The organism is Janibacter sp. GXQ6167 (assembly GCF_041365945.1).
Lineage (GTDB): Bacteria > Actinomycetota > Actinomycetes > Actinomycetales > Dermatophilaceae > JBGFSK01.
Genome location: NZ_JBGFSK010000002.1, coordinates 86340 through 105671 on the forward strand (window position 1 = coordinate 86340; position 19332 = coordinate 105671).

The 19332-nt window shown below is 69.8% G+C and carries 18 protein-coding genes; 8 read left to right on the forward strand and 10 right to left on the reverse strand.

All coding sequences use genetic code 11. From position 1 onward, the window contains the following. Positions 1–77 precede the first annotated feature (77 nt). The 6 genes from AB8K43_RS03260 to AB8K43_RS03285 all read right to left on the reverse strand — a co-directional run bounded on the left by AB8K43_RS03260 (position 78) and on the right by AB8K43_RS03285 (position 7611). Positions 78–836, reverse strand: a complete 759-nt coding sequence (locus tag AB8K43_RS03260) for a hypothetical protein (protein WP_370891446.1) — start codon at positions 834–836, stop codon at positions 78–80. Further along, complete coding sequence (sigM, locus tag AB8K43_RS03265; protein WP_370891448.1) at positions 833–1465, reverse strand: RNA polymerase sigma factor SigM; 633 nt, start codon at positions 1463–1465, stop codon at positions 833–835. Before sigM ends, AB8K43_RS03260 begins: the two co-directional genes overlap by 4 nt. A gap of 11 nt (positions 1466–1476) precedes the next feature. Next, positions 1477–3279: a discoidin domain-containing protein gene (locus AB8K43_RS03270; RefSeq protein ID WP_370891449.1), complete on the reverse strand. Its 1803-nt coding sequence runs from the start codon at positions 3277–3279 to the stop codon at positions 1477–1479. A gap of 82 nt (positions 3280–3361) precedes the next feature. After that, on the reverse strand, positions 3362–5050 hold the full coding sequence (murJ, locus tag AB8K43_RS03275; protein WP_370891451.1) for a murein biosynthesis integral membrane protein MurJ: 1689 nt from the start codon (positions 5048–5050) through the stop codon (positions 3362–3364). After that, entirely contained in the window at positions 5051–7156 is a 2106-nt protein-coding gene (locus AB8K43_RS03280; RefSeq protein WP_370891453.1) for a DUF6049 family protein, read from the reverse strand. Continuing rightward, on the reverse strand, positions 7129–7611 hold the full coding sequence (locus tag AB8K43_RS03285) for an NUDIX hydrolase (protein WP_370891455.1): 483 nt from the start codon (positions 7609–7611) through the stop codon (positions 7129–7131). Before AB8K43_RS03285 ends, AB8K43_RS03280 begins: the two co-directional genes overlap by 28 nt. Before the next feature lie 198 nt (positions 7612–7809). Here AB8K43_RS03285 and AB8K43_RS03290 point away from each other — a divergent pair, with 198 nt between their 5' ends. Both AB8K43_RS03290 and AB8K43_RS03295 read left to right on the forward strand, forming a co-directional pair. Continuing rightward, positions 7810–8460 carry a prepilin peptidase gene (locus AB8K43_RS03290; protein WP_370891457.1) on the forward strand — a complete coding sequence of 217 codons (651 nt, stop codon included), beginning with the start codon at positions 7810–7812 and terminating at the stop codon, positions 8458–8460. A 30-nt stretch (positions 8461–8490) separates the two neighbouring features. Continuing rightward, positions 8491–9963, forward strand: a complete 1473-nt coding sequence (locus tag AB8K43_RS03295) for a CCA tRNA nucleotidyltransferase (RefSeq protein ID WP_370891459.1) — start codon at positions 8491–8493, stop codon at positions 9961–9963. A gap of 35 nt (positions 9964–9998) precedes the next feature. Here the strand turns inward: AB8K43_RS03295 and AB8K43_RS03300 are convergent, their stop codons facing one another. Both AB8K43_RS03300 and AB8K43_RS03305 read right to left on the reverse strand, forming a co-directional pair. Continuing rightward, entirely contained in the window at positions 9999–10583 is a 585-nt protein-coding gene (locus AB8K43_RS03300) for a hypothetical protein (protein ID WP_370891461.1), read from the reverse strand. After that, entirely contained in the window at positions 10580–11674 is a 1095-nt protein-coding gene (locus AB8K43_RS03305) for an OmpA family protein (RefSeq protein ID WP_370891463.1), read from the reverse strand. The genes AB8K43_RS03300 and AB8K43_RS03305 overlap by 4 nt, the downstream gene beginning before the upstream one ends. 407 nt (positions 11675–12081) lie before the next feature. On the opposite strand from AB8K43_RS03305, the gene AB8K43_RS03310 reads away from it, so the two are divergent. Genes AB8K43_RS03310 through AB8K43_RS03330 form a run of 5 tightly spaced genes read left to right on the forward strand, consistent with a single transcriptional unit; the run spans position 12082 to position 17212 of the window. Next, positions 12082–12555 (forward strand): hypothetical protein, encoded by a 474-nt coding sequence (locus AB8K43_RS03310; RefSeq protein WP_370891465.1) that lies wholly within the window; start codon positions 12082–12084, stop codon positions 12553–12555. A 15-nt stretch (positions 12556–12570) separates the two neighbouring features. Then, a complete protein-coding gene (locus AB8K43_RS03315) occupies positions 12571–13353 on the forward strand; it encodes a PP2C family serine/threonine-protein phosphatase (RefSeq protein WP_370891467.1) in 783 nt (260 codons plus the stop codon). A gap of 39 nt (positions 13354–13392) precedes the next feature. Then, positions 13393–14946, forward strand: coding sequence for an FHA domain-containing protein (locus tag AB8K43_RS03320; protein WP_370891469.1), 1554 nt, complete (start codon positions 13393–13395; stop codon positions 14944–14946). Between the two features lie 20 nt (positions 14947–14966). Continuing rightward, on the forward strand, positions 14967–16478 hold the full coding sequence (locus AB8K43_RS03325) for a serine/threonine-protein kinase (protein WP_370891471.1): 1512 nt from the start codon (positions 14967–14969) through the stop codon (positions 16476–16478). Further along, on the forward strand, positions 16475–17212 hold the full coding sequence (locus tag AB8K43_RS03330) for a hypothetical protein (RefSeq protein WP_370891473.1): 738 nt from the start codon (positions 16475–16477) through the stop codon (positions 17210–17212). Before AB8K43_RS03325 ends, AB8K43_RS03330 begins: the two co-directional genes overlap by 4 nt. 103 nt (positions 17213–17315) lie before the next feature. On the opposite strand, the gene AB8K43_RS03335 is transcribed toward AB8K43_RS03330, so the two are convergent. After that, complete coding sequence (locus AB8K43_RS03335) at positions 17316–17534, reverse strand: biotin/lipoyl-binding carrier protein (RefSeq protein WP_370891475.1); 219 nt, start codon at positions 17532–17534, stop codon at positions 17316–17318. 89 nt (positions 17535–17623) lie between these two features. On the opposite strand from AB8K43_RS03335, the gene AB8K43_RS03340 reads away from it, so the two are divergent. Continuing rightward, positions 17624–19030 (forward strand): OmpA family protein, encoded by a 1407-nt coding sequence (locus AB8K43_RS03340; RefSeq protein WP_370891477.1) that lies wholly within the window; start codon positions 17624–17626, stop codon positions 19028–19030. Positions 19031–19052: 22 nt separating this feature from the next. Here the strand turns inward: AB8K43_RS03340 and AB8K43_RS03345 are convergent, their stop codons facing one another. Beyond that, positions 19053–19322, reverse strand: a complete 270-nt coding sequence (locus AB8K43_RS03345) for a hypothetical protein (RefSeq protein ID WP_370891479.1) — start codon at positions 19320–19322, stop codon at positions 19053–19055. Positions 19323–19332: the final 10 nt, after the last annotated feature.

Below are 19332 nucleotides of genomic sequence, written 5' to 3' on the forward strand. Positions count from 1 at the left end.
TGTCGCCGATCATCGGCGCACCAGCCGGTCTAACGCCATCGTAGGTGCTGCGGATTCCCGCGGGGACGGGGCCAGCGCTACAGCTGCGCGGGGTCGCGGTAGATCAGGTGACACCCTTGCGTGACCGCCCAGGCGGTGCGCTCGCCCTTCGGGCCCCGGGCGATGAGCACCATCCCGGGGGCGCCGTCGAAGGTCCCGACGTCAACGCGCACGGCGGTGGCATCGCTGCCGAGGGAGGTCAAGCAGTCCTGGGCGCCGAGTTTGGTCGCGATCGGGCCGAGCGTCGGGGCCTCGGCGGCATTGGGAGAGACCGGCTCCGCCGGAGCATCAGCGACCTGGCGGGCCTGATCGGTGAAGGCCTCCTTGGTGTAGGCGGTCTTGCTGATGGTGAGCACGAAGGGGGACGCGCCCAGCGAGGGCGGTGCGGCCTGATCCGGCCCGCTGCTTGGGGCCATGTCCTCGGTGGTCGCCCCGCTTGGGCCACCGAAGGCCACGCTCGAGTCCTGCTCGGAGGAGTTCAGCCCCCGCAGCGCGGCGATTCCGAAGGCACCGCCGACGATGAGGACGGCGGCAGCCGCGGCGGCGGGCATGACCCAGCGGGTGCCGCGGCGCCGCGCACGGGCGGCCTCGAACTCGCTCGGGCCGGCCGCGGCCGCGGACGTCGGCGTTGCCCCGGCGCTGGCGCGTTCTTTGGCGGCCGCGTCGAGGCTCCCTTGGATCCGATGGACGAGGTCAGGCGGCATGGGACCGGGGTCGCCGAGCGAGCCGAGGAGGTGGCGGACCCCCGTCGGGTCGGGCTCGTCTGGTGGCGGCGTGCTCGGGTGTCGGTCACTCATGTCGCGGATCCTCCTTTCGTCGGCTCACTGGTGTCTGACGCACCGAGGGGATGGTCGGTTCCCTCCGGCGGTGGCGTGAGGCCGGGTAGGCGCGGCGCGAGCAGGTTCGCGAGCGTCGCCCGGCCGCGAGCGCAGCGGGACTTCACTGTCCCCTCGGCGACGTCCAGGATGTGCGCGGCCTCCCGGACCGACAGCCCGTGCATATCGACCAGGACGAGGGCGAGCCGCTGGGCCTCGGGGAGCGTGGCGAGGGCGTCCTCCACCACCATCCGGGTCTCGACCTCGGCGGTCGCGTCGCGGGTGTCGGCGATGTCCTCTCGGGGCCACTCCCCGGTGGGTTTAACGCGCCGCAACCGATCGAGGCAGGCGTTGACGACGATCCGGTGCAGCCAGGTCGTAACGGCCGCATCACCCCGGTAGGTGTCCGCCCGCCGGAAGGCCGAGAGGAAACCGTCCTGGACGGCATCGGCAGCAATCTCGTGGTCGCGGCAGACGCGCAGCGCGACGGCCCACATGCGGTCCCGGTGACGCCGGAAGATCTCCCCGAAGGCGTCCGGATCACCGGCTACGTGGCGGTCCAGGAGATCGCGGTCGTCCACGGATCGAAGATCCGGGAGGGGCGGGTTCATTGTGGGGGAGGTCAGGGGGCCCGCACGACGATTTCGGCGAGGGAGGCCCGGTGGCGACCGTCGTCACCGGGCGCGGTGGTCGTGAACCACACCGTGACGTAGCGGGCGGTGATCGGCTCGTTGGGGGTCAGGGTGACATTGCCGGACCGGCCACCGGTGTTGCCGACGCTGGGGCCGCTGTTGGCCGGCTGATCCGCGGCGTAGACCGTCGCGCGAGCGGTGCTCGGCAGGGTCAAGGTGACCGATCCGATGGATTGCTCCTGGCCGAGGTCCACGACGATCCCGACGCCGGGCTTGTTGCCGAAGTTGGGGTCGTTGTAGCCCTCGCTCTGCCAGATCGTCGACGGGTTGCCGTCATACACCCTCGGGGCATCGGCGTTGCGTTCGACCCCATCGCCGGCCGGGTCGTAACCGACCGCCTTGATGATCGCGAGCTGCTCGCCCTGCTTGGTGCCCGGGCTGGACGAGGGCGTGGTCGAGCTGGTTCGGCTCGTGGTGGTGGAGGGCGCCGTCGCGTCGGAGCCAAAGATCGCGTCCAGGTTGGTATTGGCGCCGATCCGACTGACGCCAATCAGCCCGATCACGAGGGCGCCGACCACGAAGGCCACCATGAGCCACAGCACCGCGCGTTGCTGGGTCTGGTTCGGCATGGCGCCGGAGCCGGACGGGAGCAAGGGAGCGGGCGGCTCGAGATCGCTTGATGTCCCGGCCTGGTCGAGACTGACCTGGTCGTTATTCTCGGCGGCTCGCAGGGTCTCTCGCTGCGCGCTGCGTTCGGCCCGGACGTCCTCGGCCTTGTCCCGAGCCGAGCGGGCGAACTGACTGATCTTGTCGGTGACGGCCTTGCCGGCACCGGCCACGGCCGCGACGGCCGCACCACCGGCGGCGGCGACGGAAGCCCCCTTCCCCCCGTCATCCTCGGCCTCGTTCGTTGAGGGCGCGGCGCCTGGAGTCGGCGGGGGCGGAGGGACGGCGGCCGGCGTTGAGGGTGGCGATGGCGGCGGCGGCACGGCGCTGATGGGGGCCGGGTTGGCGGGTGTGGTCTCCCATGGACCAATGAGGCGCGCGATCGCGCCGGGAGTCTGGGGGCCCTGGTCTTCGTCGAGGACCTCGCGGCAGAGATCGTCCAGGTCGCGGGGGACACCGACGGCCAGAAGGGAGGGCGCGGCCACCCCGTCGTCGGTCCGGTGCGCGGGGGGCAGGCCGCCGCTCTCGGTCGAGAGGGGCCAGCGTCCGGTGAGACCCGCATACGTCAAAGCGACCGTCGCCACCGCGTCGGTCCGAGCGGCACGCTCGCCCTCTTCGTCGTGGCCATCGAGCGCGCCATCGGTCCCAAGGCCTCGTACGAGCACCCGGCCGTCGTCGGCCATGAGGACCGATTCCGGGTTCAGCGCCAGGTGATGCACGCCCCGGCCGCGAGCGACCTCGAGGGCGGTCGCGATCTCCCCGGTGACCCGGCGGACCTCCTCCGGCGGCAGGCCCGCGCGACCGATCGCGGCAGCGAAGGTGCGCCCGGCGATCGCCTCTTCGGCCACCCAGGCCGCGGACTCGTCGCGATCGACGTCGAGGATGCGCACGAGTTGCGGGAGTTCGATCCCGGCCGCGCGGCGGGCCGCGTCGAGCGCGGCGGCGAGGTGCGGGGCCGAAGGGTCGATGACGGTGAGGATGACGTCCTGGTCGCGGCTGGGGTCAGTCGCGGTCCATCGCTCGTCCGTCCCTGGCCGCGAGGAGAGCCGCCTGCCGATGACGTACCGACCGAGGTTTGAGCCTGGGCCAACCCCGTGCACGTGGATCCCCTTCGTCGTTGGTGACACCTAGCCTGCGCCATCCTAGGTCCTGACCCTGCGCGCGGCGGGGACGCCGGGGGGTGTGGTGGGTGATCCGTCGGCCTCAGGGTCAGCTGCGTCGGGCGTGGCGGGGTCGCCGGCGCTTTAGCACCCGGCCGGCGAAGCGGTCGATCACGTCGTCCACCTCTCGGACGTTGAGTTTGGCGGCGCCAACCATCGACAGCAGGAGGATCACGAACCCGACGATCAGCGCGATGACCGCAGAGGCGCTCCAGCCCGAACCGAGCCACCCGACGAGGGCGCGCAGCAGGAACCAGCCGATCGCGGTGGCGAACCCCGCGGCGATGATCAGCTTGAGGTTTTGGCCGAGCACCGAGCGCAACCCGAGGGGGCCGAGCTTGCGCCGCAGGAGGTAGAAGCCCAGGGTCGCGGCGGCGAGGTTGCTCACCGACTGGCCGATACCGACCCAGGTGGCGACCTGTTCCGGGGGCCGGGTCGCGGCGTAGAGATTAAAGCCGGTCGCGATCGTGGTGACCACGACCTGCAGGATCAGCGGGGTGCGCCCGTCCTCGTAGGCGTAGAACGCTCGCTGGATGAGGTAGAGCCAGCCGTACGGCACGAGCCCGATCATCATCCCGACGAGGACCCCGACCACGGTGTCGGTGCTCGATCGGTCGTTGCCGATCAGCGTGGTTTGCAACACGAGCGGCGCGAGCAGGATGCTCGCCGCGGTGCCTGGGATCAAGATGACCGCGGGCATCCGCATCCCGCGCCGCAGGTCCGCGGTGACCGCCGCAGTGTCCCGGTCGTGGGCGGCGTGCGAGAGCCGGGTAAAGAGCGCCGTCACGAGGCTCACCGTGATGAGCGAGTGGAGGAGCATGAAGAGGAGGAAGGCTTGCGAGTAGCCGGAGAGCCCCGCGACTTGGACCTGGTCGACGGCGGCTTCCTGGGTCGAGCCGGTCAGGACATTGGACGTCACGATGTACCCGGCCTGGCCGACGACGACCGCGCCGAAGGCCCACATGGCCATCCGGGAGGCTGACCCAAGACCCGAGCCACGCAGGCCCCAGACCGGCCGGTAGCGGAAGCCGATCTTCATCAGCGAGGGGATCAGCACCAGGGCCTGGAGCATGATCGAGATGGTGGCGCTGCCCGCGAGCACCGCGATCATGGTCGGGGTCCATTGAGAGACCGGAGCCTTCAGCGTTTGCCCGGTGAGCGGGAACCAGGCGAGTCCCGCGATCGCGACGAGATTGGCGAGCGCCGGCGCCCACATGAAGGCTGCAAATCGACTCTTCGCGGCGAGGACCTGCCCGAGAAGGGTGTAGAGGCCGTAGAAGAACACCTGCGGCATGCAGATCACGGCGAAGGCGGTGGCGAGGCCGCGCGATGGACCGTCCCAGGAGCTTGAGGTGAAGAGGCGGACCAACCAGGGAGCGGCGAGCACCAGGATGACCGTGACCGCGGCCATCACGGTCATCGCCAGGGTGAGGAGCCGGTTGACGTACGTGACGCCCCCGTCCTCGTGGCGCATGGCCTTGGTGATCTGCGGGACGATCACCGCGTTTAGCACTCCACCCGCGAGGAGCAGGTGGAAGAGGTTTGGGAGGGTGTTCGCGGCGTTCCAGGCGTCGGCCGCGATGATGCCGAAGCCGATGACGGCAGCGGTCAGGGCATTGCGCGCCAGACCCAGGATCCGAGAGACGAGGGTGCCGGCGGCCATGACGATGCTCGATCGCGCGAGGCTGGCGTCGGAGGACGTCGCGTCCTCACCGGCGCTCTCGTCGACGGCACTCATCTAGCGGGCTTCCTCGGGTGGGACACGTGGCGTCGCCGGTTGGCGGCGCCGTCGCACACTACGCCAGGTCCCGGCGACGAAGAACACCACGGCGAGCGCCCCGAGGGCCCAATACACCCAATCGCCGGTGGGGCTCACGAGGACCTGGAGGTTCGCGGGGGTCGAGAGCGGCTCCCCCTTCGGATCGAGGACCTCGATCTTCACCGGCACGTTGCCCGCCGCACGGGCCTCGGCACTGACCGTCACCGTGTGCCGAGCGTTGGGGGCGATCGCGAAGGGCTCGGGTTGGTCGCTGATCCGCAGGATGGGCGAGTTCGGCGAGAGCCGCACGCGCAGGCTTTCCAAGCTGGCGCCGGTGCGGTTCACGACGGTGATTTGCAGCCGCCCGGTGTCGGCGAAAAAGTTCACCTGCCCCGAACTCACCTCGAGCCCATCGGTCGGCAGGCTCGTCACCCGGTCGGTCCAGCGCAACTGCGCCCGAGCCTCGTCCGGGTCGGCCCGCCACCGCGCGGAGGTGAGCTGGGTCAGGCTCGGTTCGGTGCTGAGGCGCCACCCGTCGCCATCGGTGCGGACCGAGGCGAAGGAGGACAGGGCGCGAAGATTGGTGGTGATCCGCTCGGCCGAGCGGGTGCCGAAGACGGCCGGGCGACTCGGAGCACCGGACTCCTTGGCGAGCGCCTGCGCCTCTTTCGTCGTCGGGGGAAGGGCGAGTTCGGCGGCGCTGTCGGTGCGGCCGAGTTCATCGGCGATATCGGTCGTGGTGACCCAGGGCAGGTCGGCGACCGCGGACCGCAGCGCGCGATACGCGCCCGGGTCGGGGGCGCTGTAGCGGTCTGGGATGACCAAAAGGGTGCGCGCCTCATCCGGGGCGAAGCGCACATACGCCGCCGTCTCGGCGGCGACGCGCTGGCGGATCAGCACTTCGTTGTCTTCGGTGAGCGGCGCAACCGCGTCGGAGAGTTGGGAGTCCGCGAGGAGCAGGTGCGTCCCGTCCGGGGTGCGTCGGGCAGCCGACCCGGTGAGGATCGGGGAGCCGAAGGTCGTGGTCGGCACGATGGTCGCGGCGGGGTCCGCGCCATACACCCGCTGCAGCGCGGGGACGCGCTCGTCGGAGAGCAGGCCGTCGGCCGGCCAGGCGACCTCCGAGCGGGTGCCGAGCGCTGCCGCGCTCGACCGCGCCTTGTCGACCTGAGCACGCAGCAGCTCAGCGGTACCGGGCCGGTCGGCAACCGAAATATCGGCGTCCGCGACCGGAAGGGTGAGGGTGCGTTTGGAATCCAGGTCATCGCCGAGTCGCACCGCGAACTCTTCGCGGAGCGCGTACTCCTCGCGTTGGCTGGTCCGGCCGTCGACCTGCTCCGGCGTCGCCTCAACCGGCAGGTCGGACAGGTCCGGGTCGACGCCCCCTTCGATCAAGGTCGGATCGAGGAGCCAGAAGGCCCCCTTCTCCGGAGGCGTGGCGGTCAGGTCCGAGAGCCGCGAGCGCGGCTCGAGCAGGCTCTCCCAGGCGGAGAGTCGTCGACTCGGGCCGGTCGCCCAGAGTTCGTGGTCTGCTGGAAGGGTGACGGGGATGCCCCAGAGCATCCGCACCGGTTGATAGTTCTTCGATCCCTCATGGGTGAGGTAGGTGTGGACCGCGGTGTCTCCGCTTTGGACGCTGATCGGGGTCACGCCCCAGCCGGTGCGCGGGAGCCGTTCGGCGGGGATCTTCACGGTGAAGGGGGTCGCCGTATCCGGGGCGAGGGCGTCCTTGGCTCGGGTTGATCCGAGGGCGGGCCCACCGAGGACTTCCCGGCTCGCGCTCCACCGCGCGATCGGCTCGCGATCGCTCGATACCGGTCCGGCGACGACGTCGATTCGCGGCCGCGCGAGGTCGCTGCCGCCGGTGTTGATCACCCGTCCGGTGATGACCGCGTCATCGCCGCTCTTCAGCAGGGGGGTGATCGAGTCGATCGCGATCGTGCGGCTCGGGGCGGTGAGCGAAGCGGCGGGCGATGGGCGCGGAGACGCGCTGGAACTCGAGGCGACCACGACGAGGGCGAGCAAGAGACCCGCCAGAGCTGCGGCGGCCGCCGAGGTCAGGCGTCGCCGGCTAACCGTTGCCACGCCTCCCTCGCGATGCGTCGCTCGTTTGGGAAGGTGAGGTGCCGGTGGGCTTCGCGAAGCGGCAGCCAGGCGACGTCGACCGCCTCGTGGTCCGGGTCGTTTTCGATCGTGAGATAACCACCGACGGCCTCGAGCAGGTAGTGGTGCACGAACTTATGGATTCGGCGGTCCGGGGTGGCAAACCAGTAGTCGATCGTGCCGAGTTCGACGAGCACCCGAGCTTCGATGCCGGTCTCCTCGGCCACCTCGCGGGCCGCGGTCTCGACGAGGGTTTCGGCGCCTTCGATATGACCCTTCGGCAGGCACCACTCGAGCCGACCGGCCCGGTTACGCCGCGCGATGACGGCGATTCGGGCCTGGCCCTCGTGGACATCGACGACCACTCCGCCGGCGCTCCTTTCCTCGACCGCGGGCAGGCGCCGCGGCGATCGAGGAGCGGGAGCGGCGCTGGTCATACGTGTCACTGTAACCAGGTCCACCTGTGAGGCACATGGGACGCAGGTGACGACACGCCTCGAAGCCGCGCCCCGTCGGTGCCCCGGCTCGGGCCCCCTTTGCGATCAGGGGAGGAGGTCGCGCTCCTGTTCCTCGGGCCGTCGCCTCTCTACCGTGGGTGCTGTTCGCGTCGGCGAGGCGAAGGGGGTGGGCGTGCGGTGTTCGGGATCGCGCTGGGCGCCCTGGGCGCGGGATTCCTCGCCCTCTGGTGGTGGCCGTGGTTGCGCGACGCGCGATACCGCTACGACCACGAAGGGGGTGTGCGCCCCCTTCGGCCGACGTGGATCATCCCGACCGCGGTCATCGCGGGCGGAGCGATCGGCGGAGCGCGGGCGTCGGATGCGCGGTTTGCGACGGTGGCGGTGCTGGCCGTCGCCCCCCTTCTCGCGCTCGCGGCCATCGACCTCGATGTGCGTCGCCTCCCGGATCGGATCACCGCACCCTTGGGGGCGGCATTGCTGCTCGGGGTGCTGATCGCAGGGACTGTCGCCGGGACGCCGCAGTCGTGGCACCGGGCGGTGATCGCGGGCGTCGTGCTCGGCGTCGCCTTCGCCGTCCTCGCGATCATCGGCGGCGGACTCGGGCTGGGAGACGCCAAGCTCGCCCCGAGCCTTGGTCTGCTCCTTGGCTACCTCGGTTGGCCGCCGGTGATGGTGGCCGTCGTCCTCGCGTTCATCACCGGGTCGCTCCACGCGGTGTGGTTGATGGCCTTTCGGGGGGCGGGGCGGCGCAGCACCTTCGCCTTCGGCCCGCACCTCATCGCCGGGACCCTGATCACCCTGGCCGTGCCCGCGCTCGCGACCTTTTAAAGCCTCCGTGTCACTTATCCTGGCTCGATCATGACGACCCCCCCGCTGCCGCCCGACATCTCTGAGCGCGCCGTCACCCAGCTCGCCCCGGTCCTGCCCGTCCTGACCGACCTCGGTCGCCTCTTCGTCGACGCGGGCCACGAGTTGGCCCTCGTCGGTGGGCCGGTCCGCGACGCCTTCCTCGGTCGGGTGAGCACCGACCTCGATTTCACGACGAGTGCGTCGCCGGATGAGACCGAGCAGATCCTCGCGAAGTGGGGTGACGCGCACTGGGATATGGGGCGCGCGTTTGGCACCATCGGAGCCCGCCGCGGCGACCTCGTCGTCGAGGTCACGACCTACCGCGCCGACGCCTACGACGGGGTGACCCGCAAGCCGGTGGTCGCCTTCGGCGAGTCGCTCGAAGAGGATCTCGTGCGTCGGGATTTCACGGTCAACGCGATGGCGCTCCGGCTGCCGGATTTCACCTTCGTCGATCCGCACGGTGGCCTGCTGGACCTCGCCGCCAAGCGGCTGCGGACCCCGAGCGCGCCGGAAGTCTCCTTCGCCGACGACCCGCTGCGGATGATGCGAGCGGCCCGGTTCGTCGCGCAACTTGGTCTGCGCCCCGCGCCCGAGGTCGTCGCGGCCATGACCGAGGCGGCACCGACCTTGCAGATCGTCTCGGCCGAGCGGATCCGCGACGAGCTCGTGAAGTTGGTCCTCGCTCCCGACCCCCGCCCCGGCCTCACCTTGCTCGTCGACACCGGGCTCGCCGATCAGATGTTGCCCGAGCTGCCCGCCCTTCGCCTCGAAATTGACGAGCACCACCGGCACAAGGACGTCTACGAGCATTCGCTCACCGTCCTTGAGCAAGCGATGGATCTCGAGAACCACCCGGGCGATGGAGTGGCCGAGGAGGCGCGGGTCGACGGCCCGGACCTGGTCCTGCGCCTCGCGGCCCTGCTGCATGACATCGGCAAACCGGACACTCGGCGTTTCGAGCCTGGTGGCGGCGTCTCCTTCCACCACCACGAGCTGGTGGGGGCCAAGCTCACGACGAAGCGGATGCGCGCCCTGCGTTTCGATAAGGAGACGACCAAGTCGGTCGCGCGCCTCGTCGAGTTGCACCTGCGCTTCCACGGCTATGGCAGCGGGCAGTGGACCGACTCCGCGGTGCGGCGTTATGTCACCGACGCCGGCCCGCTTCTCACCCGCCTGCACCGCCTCACCCGCGCCGACTCGACGACCCGTAACCGCCGCAAGGCCGAGCGGCTGCGGCGCACCTACGACGATCTGGAGGAGCGCATCGCGCGACTCCAGGCCGCCGAGGAGCTCGGCAAGGTCCGCCCGGAGTTAAACGGTCATGAGATCTCCGAGGTCCTCGGGATCGCGCCCGGACCCGAGCTCGGGACCGCCTACACCTACCTGCTCAACCTCCGGATCGAAGAGGGGGTGCTCGGCAAGGACGTCGCCGCCGAGCGTCTGCGGACCTGGTGGGCCGACCGGGACGACTCGGCCTAAAGCCGCGGCGCCACGGCGCACCCACCCACAGGGGGTCAGCGGGTGACCGGCACGGTCACGGGGTCGAGCCCGGGCATGCTGACCCGGACCTCGGTGAGGTCCTTCGGCAGCGGCGGGTAGAGACCCTGCTGGGTCGCAAGACCCGGCCCGGCGAAACTATCGCCGGTGCTCACGGTGATCTCGCGTCGGCCCTCGTCGGCGAAGGGATGACCGGCGGTATCGACGAGATAGGCCTCCTTGGCGGCCGGGTCGATCAGCCTCGGCTGGTTGATCCAGTCCAGCCGATCGATGTCGTGCCCGGTGGACTTCGCGACCTTAAGTCGCCAGGTCAAGACGGTGCCTGTCGGCGTGGAACGCAGCTGGAGGATCTCCAGCGTGACCGGTCGCTGACCGAAGGAGGTCTCCAGATCACCGCTCGTCGAGGCGATCGGTTCGGGTTGGTCATAGGCGAGCAGTTCCTCGCTGACATCTCTGCCCGGTGCCGTCGGTGGGGTCGAGGCGGGCGCATGCTCGCTGGTGCCATCGGCCGATGTCGTGGGCGAGGACTCGTCGGTGCACGCGGCGACTCCGGCGACCGCGAAGGCGACCACCACGGCGGACACGAGAGCTCGGGCGATCATGACGTGCCCCCCGGCGTGAAGGTGACGGTGACGCGGCGGTTTTGTTGCTTCCCGGAGGCGGTCTCATTTGAGGCGATCGGTTCGGACTCGCCCTTCCCGTCCACCGTGACCTCGAGCCCGTCGGGCAGAAGGGGGCGCAACTCCTTGGCGGCAGCCTGCGCGCGACGGGTGGAGAGGTCGAGATTGTGGCTCTGAGAACCATCCGAGTCGGTATGGCCGGTGATCGTCACCCTTCCGGTGGCCTTCTGCTCGGTGATCTCCTTGGCCGCCGAGCGGAGGAGGTCGCGGGCCTTCGGGGTGAGTTTTGCTTCATCGACGGCGAAGAGGACATCGGCCGCGATATCGACCGACGTGGTCTCACTCTCTTCCCGAGTGCCGAGGTTGCCGGTCAGGTCGGCCCGATGCTCGGTGAGGGGATAGATCGAGGATTCGGCATCGGCCCGGCGTGCGGATTCCAGGTCGATGACCGGCCAACCGGTGCCGACCGCAATCGGCTCATCGGTGGACACCGCCGGGAGGAGCGCTCCGCTCTCGACAGGGACATCGGCGAAGACTCGGCCAGCGACGGTCACCGAGACTCGCTCGACCTCGTCGGGAAGCGCCGGCAGGGCGGCGTAGGCGACGCTGATGGCCCCCGGGGTGGGATCGATGGCGTCGACGAAGGTGCTCCCGACGCAGGTGAGCGTCGTGGGGTCGGTGCCGATTGCGAGCGGGGTGTAGACCTTCTTCGCGGCTCGGTCGATGACCCCGATATTGCACATGCTCTCGCCGTGCACCCGCCGCCTGAAGAGGTTCGCCGTCGAGTCCAGACCGAAGGCATTCGTCACATCGGCTTGGTCTCCGGCCTTGGAGTCTGCGCGCAGACCTACGGACCAATAGACGACGGTGAGGCCCTCGACGCGGCGGACCGAGTGCAAGGTGATGAGGACCTTGCGTGCTCCGTCGTCTTGATTGCTCGTGGGGGTCGCCTCCGCCTGTCCGACGACGGGCACGCCGTCGATATCGTCGGCTTGCGCCGGCGGCACGCCGAGGCCAAGCCCCAGGGCGGCGAGTGCGCCGAGGGCACTGCGGCGCAGGCGCGACTGATTCATCGGCTTACCTTCGTTACGCAGGTCATGGGGCTTCACCCTGCCGGTTTCCTCGTCCGCCTCGCTAGGGGCTCGCCGGGGGAGGGCTCCCCATCGTCACGTCCGGTATGGCCCGCCTAGCGTGAGCCACGGGGAGCATCGATTGCGGGTCGCGCAACGGGCCGAAGGGGGATCACGCGTGGGGGTACGAGGAGCGGGCCAGCCGGCCAGTGAGGGATCAGCGGGCGGTGCGGAGTTGCCCGAATCCTTTTACCGGAGGCGGCATGCGCGGCAGGATGGCCCCGACGTCCCGGTCATCTCGCACCGGGCCGCCACCGATAACACTGTCGGTGCTGGGGCGGAAGTGGGCCTCTGGCTCGCGCGGGCCACCCCCTTCGCCCTCGAGCACCGACCGACCACGAAGGATGGGTGTGCGTTCGCTGACCTACCCGAGTCGGGAGTTCCCCGGCCCGCCCGGGGTGAGCCTTGACGTGCCGGACACCTGGGCGCCGGTTCGGCTGGGTGGGACCCTCATGTCCTGCCGCCGTGCCGCCGGTGAGGACGGGTTCGCGCCGAGCATCGTCGTGCGCGGCTACCAGCGCGGACCGGACTTCACCCTCGTCGAGGCGATCACCGAGCTCGGCGACTACGTGCGCGGGCAAAACGGCGGGACCATCGATCCCCCCTTCGACCTCGAACGTGCTGGCACGATGCTGCGCGGAGTAAACGCGTCCTGGCAGGACCCGGTGGTCGGCCAGGTCGTCCAGGTGCACCTCTTCGCCTCCTCCCGGCGCGGGCCGATCGTCGACCTGATCCAGGTGACTGGATCGGTGGGCGGCGCCGACGCCCCGGCCGCGTACGCCGAAGTGCGCAGCATCCTGACGACCCTGCGAATCACCGCGTAAAGGACCAAGCGACCGATGACCGTTACCGCTGCCGCCGCCACCGACGTGGGACGCGTGCGCGAACACAACGAGGACGACCTCGCCGTCACCGACCGGGTGTGGGTCGTCGCCGACGGCATGGGCGGGCACGCTGCGGGCGAGGTCGCGAGCCGCATCGCCGCCGAGACGATGAGCGAACTCGCGGTACCCGACCAGGTGAGCGCGCAGGATGTCATCGACCAGATCGCGCTCGCGCACCGCCGCATCGAAACCGCCATGCGCCAGCACCCGTCGCGCCGGGGCATGGGCACGACGGTGACCGGCCTCGCGCGGGTCGACGAGGAGGGAGAAGGGGAGTGGCGCTGGCTCGTCTTTAACGTCGGCGACTCACGGGTCTATCGGATCGTCGAGGGCCAGCTCGCCCAGGTGACCCGTGACCACTCAGAGGTCCGAGAGCTGATCGACGCCGGGGTGATTACCCCCGAAGAGGCCCGTCGGCACCCCCTTCGCAATGTCATCACCCGCTCCCTCGGAGGCGGCGCAAACCCGGTACCGGACCAATGGCTGCTGGACCCGCAGGCGAGCGAACGCTTCGTCATCTGCTCGGATGGTTTGACCGGTGAAGTCCCCGATGAGGAGCTGCGTGCCATCCTGGAGGCGCACCCCAATGCCCAAGACGCCGCCGATGCTCTGGTCCGGGCCGCCGTCGAGGCGGGCGGACGAGACAATGTGACCGTGGTGGTCGTGGACCACGGGTCACACGATGGCACGCACGACGTCAATGACACCCAACCGCGCTCGCGGCTGGCCACCCGCTGACCGCCCGCACGAGAGGACATCAAGGAAATGGATTTGACCGTGAATGCGCCCGACGGCTGGACGACCCTGCGCCGTGACGGCCTGGAGTTGCTGCTCCACGGATCCTCGACCGAAGGGGTCGAAGCCGCACTCGCCGCGCGGGGTGAGAGCGATCCTGCCGATGTCGTCCTCGATGAGTTGATGACCGACGGGTTCCGGCAGGCTCCCGATTTTGCCTTGATCTGTCGCTGCGAGCAGGCGAACCGGGTCATCGTGCGCGGTCGCGCGGTGGCGTGGGTGACCCGCGATGACGGCCCGAGCGAGGAGCTCGCTGCCGGTCCGCGCGCCCCGTGGCGCGATGAGGACCTGCCGGACGATGTGTCGGTGGTCGAACTCAATGTCCTCGGCGACGATGGTGCGGTCCTGCCAGCGGCTCACGCCCACGACGTGGTCGACGGTCAGGACGCACGCGAAGAGGAGCAGGCGCCGCTCGCCGAGTCGCTCACCACCTCGAGCCCGCAGGAATCCACGTCGGACGATGGGTGGGCAACACCGTCGGTCTTCGGCGGGGCCGCGCTCACCGCCGGAGCGAGCGAGGCGAGCATCGACTCCGGGCCGGTCGCAGAGGCAGGCGGGTACCACGAGCCCACGCCGCAGGGCGAGGCGACACTAGCTCCGCCGAGCGAGGACGACCTCGACGCCTATCTCGACCGGTCCTCGCAGAGCGCAGGGGATGCGCAACAGCCCGACGACATCCTGGCGGTGGCGTCGTCGGAGAGCGCGCCGATGACCGGCGCCGACGAACCCTGGCAGCCGGCGTCCTTCACCGAGTCCGCCCCAGCGAGCGATGACGGCGAACCGGCCGGGGCCGACGATTTCGCTTCGATCGGGGCGCCCGTCGCCGCGCAGGAGGGCGAATCCGACGGGACCGCTTCGCCGGAGGCGCGCTTCCCGCACTTCGAGGACGGCCACCTCGTCGGTCACCGCCTCGCACCTGCGCCGGCGGCTGCCGCGTCGCCAAGGTTTGACGAGGCGACCCAGGCCGAACTCCCCGCCTACAGCGAGCCCGAGCCGACCCCCCAGGAATCGGCACCGGAGTACGGCGCGGGCGCCGCACTCCCCGAGAGTGCCCCGCCGGCAGCGGCGCGGCCGCAGGTGCTCGCGGTGCGCTGCCCGAATGGCCATCTGAATGCCCCCCACGCGCCGCGGTGCCGGGTGTGCCACGTGGACCTGCCCTTCCAGGAGCCCGAGCTCGTCGATCGGCCGGCGCTTGGCGTGCTGCGCCTCCCGGACGGGACCGCGCTGGCGCTCGATCGCGGTGCCTTGATCGGGCGCGCTCCGAAGGCCGCGGCGGATCTCGCGCCCGAAGAGACGCCGCACCTCGTCCGCGTGCCGAGCCCAGATAACGAGATCTCCCGGAACCACGCCGAGATCATCATCGACGGCTGGCACGTGATGGTGCGCGACCTCGGGTCGATCAACGGGACCGTCGTCGCCCTTCCGGGGTCATCGCCGATGCGCCTGCGTCAGTTTGATCAGCAGGGCCTGGAGCCCGGTTCGACGATCACCCTGGCCGACCAGTACACGATCACCTTCGAGCCGGACGGGTCCTAAATGGGGGTCGCCGACCGTCGATGAGCGTCCCCATCCCGCCCGAGATCGAGGGCTTGGACTACGTCAAACCGCTGGGTTCCGGCGGCTACTCCGACGTGCTCCTTTACGAGCAGCAGCGCCCCCGCATGCGGGTGGCGGTGAAGGTGCTGAAGACCGACGGCATGACGGCGACGGCTAAACGGCAGTTCATCGACGAGGCCGACACGATGGCCGAACTCGCCGATCACCCGTATATCGTCCAGGTCTTCCAGTCCGGCACCTCCGCCGACGGCCGGCCCTACCTCGTGATGAAGTACTACCCGCCGCCGAACCTCTCCCAACGGGCGAAGACCTCGCGCTTTTCGGTCTCGGAGGTGTTGCGGACGGGCATCCAGTTGGCGAGCGCGGTGGAGACCGCTCACCGCGCCGGTGTGATTCACCGCGATATCAAGCCGGCCAATGTCCTCGTGAGCCAATACGGCACTCCGGCGCTGACCGACTTCGGCATCGCGGGGCGCCGCGCGACCATCGACGATGACGATGACATCGGTGTCTCGGTGCCGTGGGCGCCGCCGGAAGTCCTCTTCGGTCGCAGCAATGGCGACGCCCGGGCCGATGTCTATGCCCTCGCCGCAACGCTCTGGCAACTGCTCGTCGGGCGGTCCCCCTTCGAGGTCCCGGGAAGCCTGAACAACACCAACGCGCTGATGGCCCGGATCGGCTCCATGCCGGTGCCGATGACCGGTCGACCCGATGTGCCCTCGTCGCTGGAGCGACTGCTCGCGCAGGCCATGGCGAAGAACCCGTTAGCGCGACCGGCAACCGCGATGGAGTTGGCGCGCTCGCTTCAGCAGATCGAGCAGGACGAGCGACTCCCGCGCACGGCGATCGTGGTCCTCGACGAGGCCGGTCACGCCGACGTGATCGAGCGCCCGCCGCCCGTTTCGCCGAGCGACACCCTGGGTGATTCGCAGCCGAGCGGGCCGCCGCCCCCCTTCACTCCACCCCTGCCTCTCCCGGAGCCGCTGGGCGCGAGGTCCAGTGGTTCGCGCCCCGACAGCGGGGCCCGCGCCCCCTTCTCGACTCCGGCGAGCGGCAGCACCCCCCTTCCGTTGCCGCCGCCGACATCCAATCGCCTGAAGGACCGTCGCGTCCTCGCGGCCCTGATCGGTGGCGGCCTGGTCCTGATCCTCGGGATCGGAGGGGTGATCGCCGGCGCGACCGGGCTCTTTGGTGGGTCGAGCGACCCGACGGCCTCGGGTGATGAGGCGAACTTGCCCGGTACGCCGGTGCTCTCGGTCCAAGCGCAGACGCGTCAGCTCACCTTCACGTTTAGTTACGATTCTCTGCAGGACGGGGATCAGTACCGTATCCGGACCTCCGATGACCCCAGCCGGATGGACCGCGGGACGCCCTCGACGATCCCGGCGGGTCAGACGAGTTTTGCGATCGCGGTCGATGCCGGCAAGGAGCACTGCGGGCAGGTCCAGGTGGTGCGTGGCCAGGAGCGAACCGCCTGGTCAGAGACGAAATGCGAGGTGGCAGGCAGTTGAGCGGCAGCGGAGTGACGATCGACTTCTGCGGGGAACTCACCCCGGCGGATCCAGACCGGCCCCTGCTCATCGGGCGCGAGGGTGATGTCGAGATCGACGACAACCCCTTCCTCCACCGCACCTTCTTGCAAGTGACGAACGAAGGGGGTCTGTGGTGGCTGAGCAATGTCGGCACGACCCTGACCGCGACCGTCTCCGATACCCGCGGCCTCTTCCAGGCGCTGCTGAATCCTGGCGCGCGGATCCCGCTCGCCTTCGATCGGGTGACGGTCTGGTTCACGGCCGGGCCGACGACCTACGACTTCGACATCGTGGTGGATGCCCCGTCCTTCGCGACGGTGGAGCAGGACGTGGTGACCCGGACCGCCGGTGGTGAGACCACGGTCGGGCGGGTCGACCTGACCCCAGATCAGCGGCTGCTGATCGTGGTGTTGTGCGAGGACTTCCTCCGGCGGGCGACCGCTGGAGCGGGCGAGATCCCGAGCTCGGCCGCGGCGGCCGAACGGATCGGCTGGCGCCTCACGAAGTTCAACCGCAAGCTCGACAACGTCTGCAGCAAGCTCGCCGATGCCGGTACGCGGGGCCTGCATGGTGGGCCCGGGAAGCTCGCGAGCAACCGCAAGGCGCGCCTCGTCGAGCATGCGCTCTCGACCCGTCTGGTGACCGTCGATGACCTTGAGTTGCTCGATGCCGCGATCGATCACGCCAAGGCTGCCGCGCCGTCCGAGGACTGACGCGCCCCTGCGCGCGGCGTGGTCGCCGCGGGATCGGACGGGATAGCGGTCACCGGGCGGGGTAACGACCGCGCCCAGCGTCGTTAACCGCGTCCGCGAACGCTCAATCGTCGAGGACAACCAGGCCCTCGCCCTCTTGGACGACATCCCCCACGGTGACCTTGACCGCGGCGACCGTCCCGGCGAACTCGGCGACGATCGGGATCTCCATCTTCATCGACTCCAGCAGCACCAACTCGTCGCCGACCTGCACCTTCTGCCCGACCGTGGCGCGCACGGCGATGACATTGGCGACGAGTTCGGATTCGACGGTGTGACTCATGCCACATATCGTACGGCCGAAGTGGGTGAGACTGGACAGCAGTCAAGGCGGGGTCGGGCCCATCGAATCGGGGACCAGAGGGGGAGCAGATGAGGCGCGTGACGAAACGGACCGGGACGAGGATTGCTGCCGTGGCGGTCATCGTCGCCCTGGCGACGGCCTGCACATCCAACGAACCGGCACCCCCGCCTGCCGGCAGCGGTGAGAGCGCTCCGAGCAGTGAGACCAGCCAGTCACCCAGTCCGTCCGTGAGCCCCGGGACCGATTACGCCTTGCCAACGAAGGAAACTCGGCCGGAACCCGAGGTGGTCGAGACCAAGACGAAGGGGGATTCCGCCTTCAGTCTCGTCTCGGTCGTGCGCATCGCCGACGACCGGGTGGTGCTAAGCGGTGTCCTCACGCCCGCAGACCCCGTCGATATCGGCATCAACGCCGAGCCGGGATATGTCACCTTGGTCCGCGGCGGGGACTTCTCCTCTGTCGAACTGACGGCGAAGGGTGACGATCTCACCTATCTCCCGGTGCGCAACGCCGACGGGGACTGCCTCTGCAGTTCGGTGCGGCCCGGTTTTGAGGGCGCCCAGCTGCCCGTCTCGGTCGTGATGAGCGCTCCGAAGGACGCGACGACCGTCGACCTCACCATCGCGCCCTTTGGGACCTTCGCCGGGGTCGAGGTGCGCGAGCCCGCCCCGACCGAGGGGATGCGGACCCCCTTCGGTCTCACCCAGACCCTCGTCATCGACGAGCTGCAACGTGCTGACGGACGGGTCACAGCCGGGGTGCGGGTCCAGCAACCAGGGGAGCCCAAGGAGTCCTATACGCGGGGTGTCTATAACCCGCCGCTGATCGGGGAACAAGGGAGCTGCCTGCGCTCGGTGATGGTCATCGGCGGTTCCCGCGGCGGGTGGGCCAAGGACGCATCCTGTCCGGGCGGCAATATGCCGGCAGCCGATCAGCAGGTGCGCCTTGACCTTGATCTCGGCGATCCGGGCGGGGACACCGTGGTCGTCCTACCGTCCGATGGATTCCCGATCTTTGGCGCCCCAACCACCGGGGAGGCCGCCGAGGGGACGAGCGACGTGGCCGAGTTCTCGGTCCGCACTCGCTCCGATGCCGCGACGGTCGAGCGCGGCGAGAAGGTGAAGGTTGACCTCGCGACCGAGGTGCTCTTCGCCTTCGACAGCGACAAACTGACCTCTCAGGCGGACGCGAGCCTCGACGCCGCGGCCGAAGCCCTCACCGCGCAGGATGGGCGCACCGTGGCGGTGGCCGGGCATACCGATAGCCAGGGCAGCGCGTCGTACAACCTCGCGCTCTCCAAGCGGCGCGCAGAAGCGGTCCGGGCGGCAATCGCCAAGCGCCTCGGGTCGGGCTGGACGATCACCGCTCGAGGCTACGGGCAGACCAAACCGGCCGCCGAGGAGAAGGGATCGCCGGCCGTCATCAAGGCAGCGCAGCAGCGCAACCGCCGGGTCGAGATCACCGCCACGAAGTGAGGTCGGCACTGGTCGCTTCGCGCTAGGAGGCGATGAGGCGCGGACACGCGAAGGCGGCCTCGACGTCCGGCCAGGCGACGATGACCCGGGTCGTTCCGTCGCGCCAGGCAAGGCCCGACTCCCCTCCCTTCGGAGGCTGGGTGAGGAGGGGGAGGATCGCGCCACGGTTGGCCCCGAAGGCGGTGATTTGCTGAGCGGTGAGTTCGGGGCACTTCGTGGCGATCTCCCGCAGGGACCCCTTGGCGAGGGCGTCGGCGAAGGCCTGCACCGACGCTGGCGACAGGTCACCCATGGTGCCGACG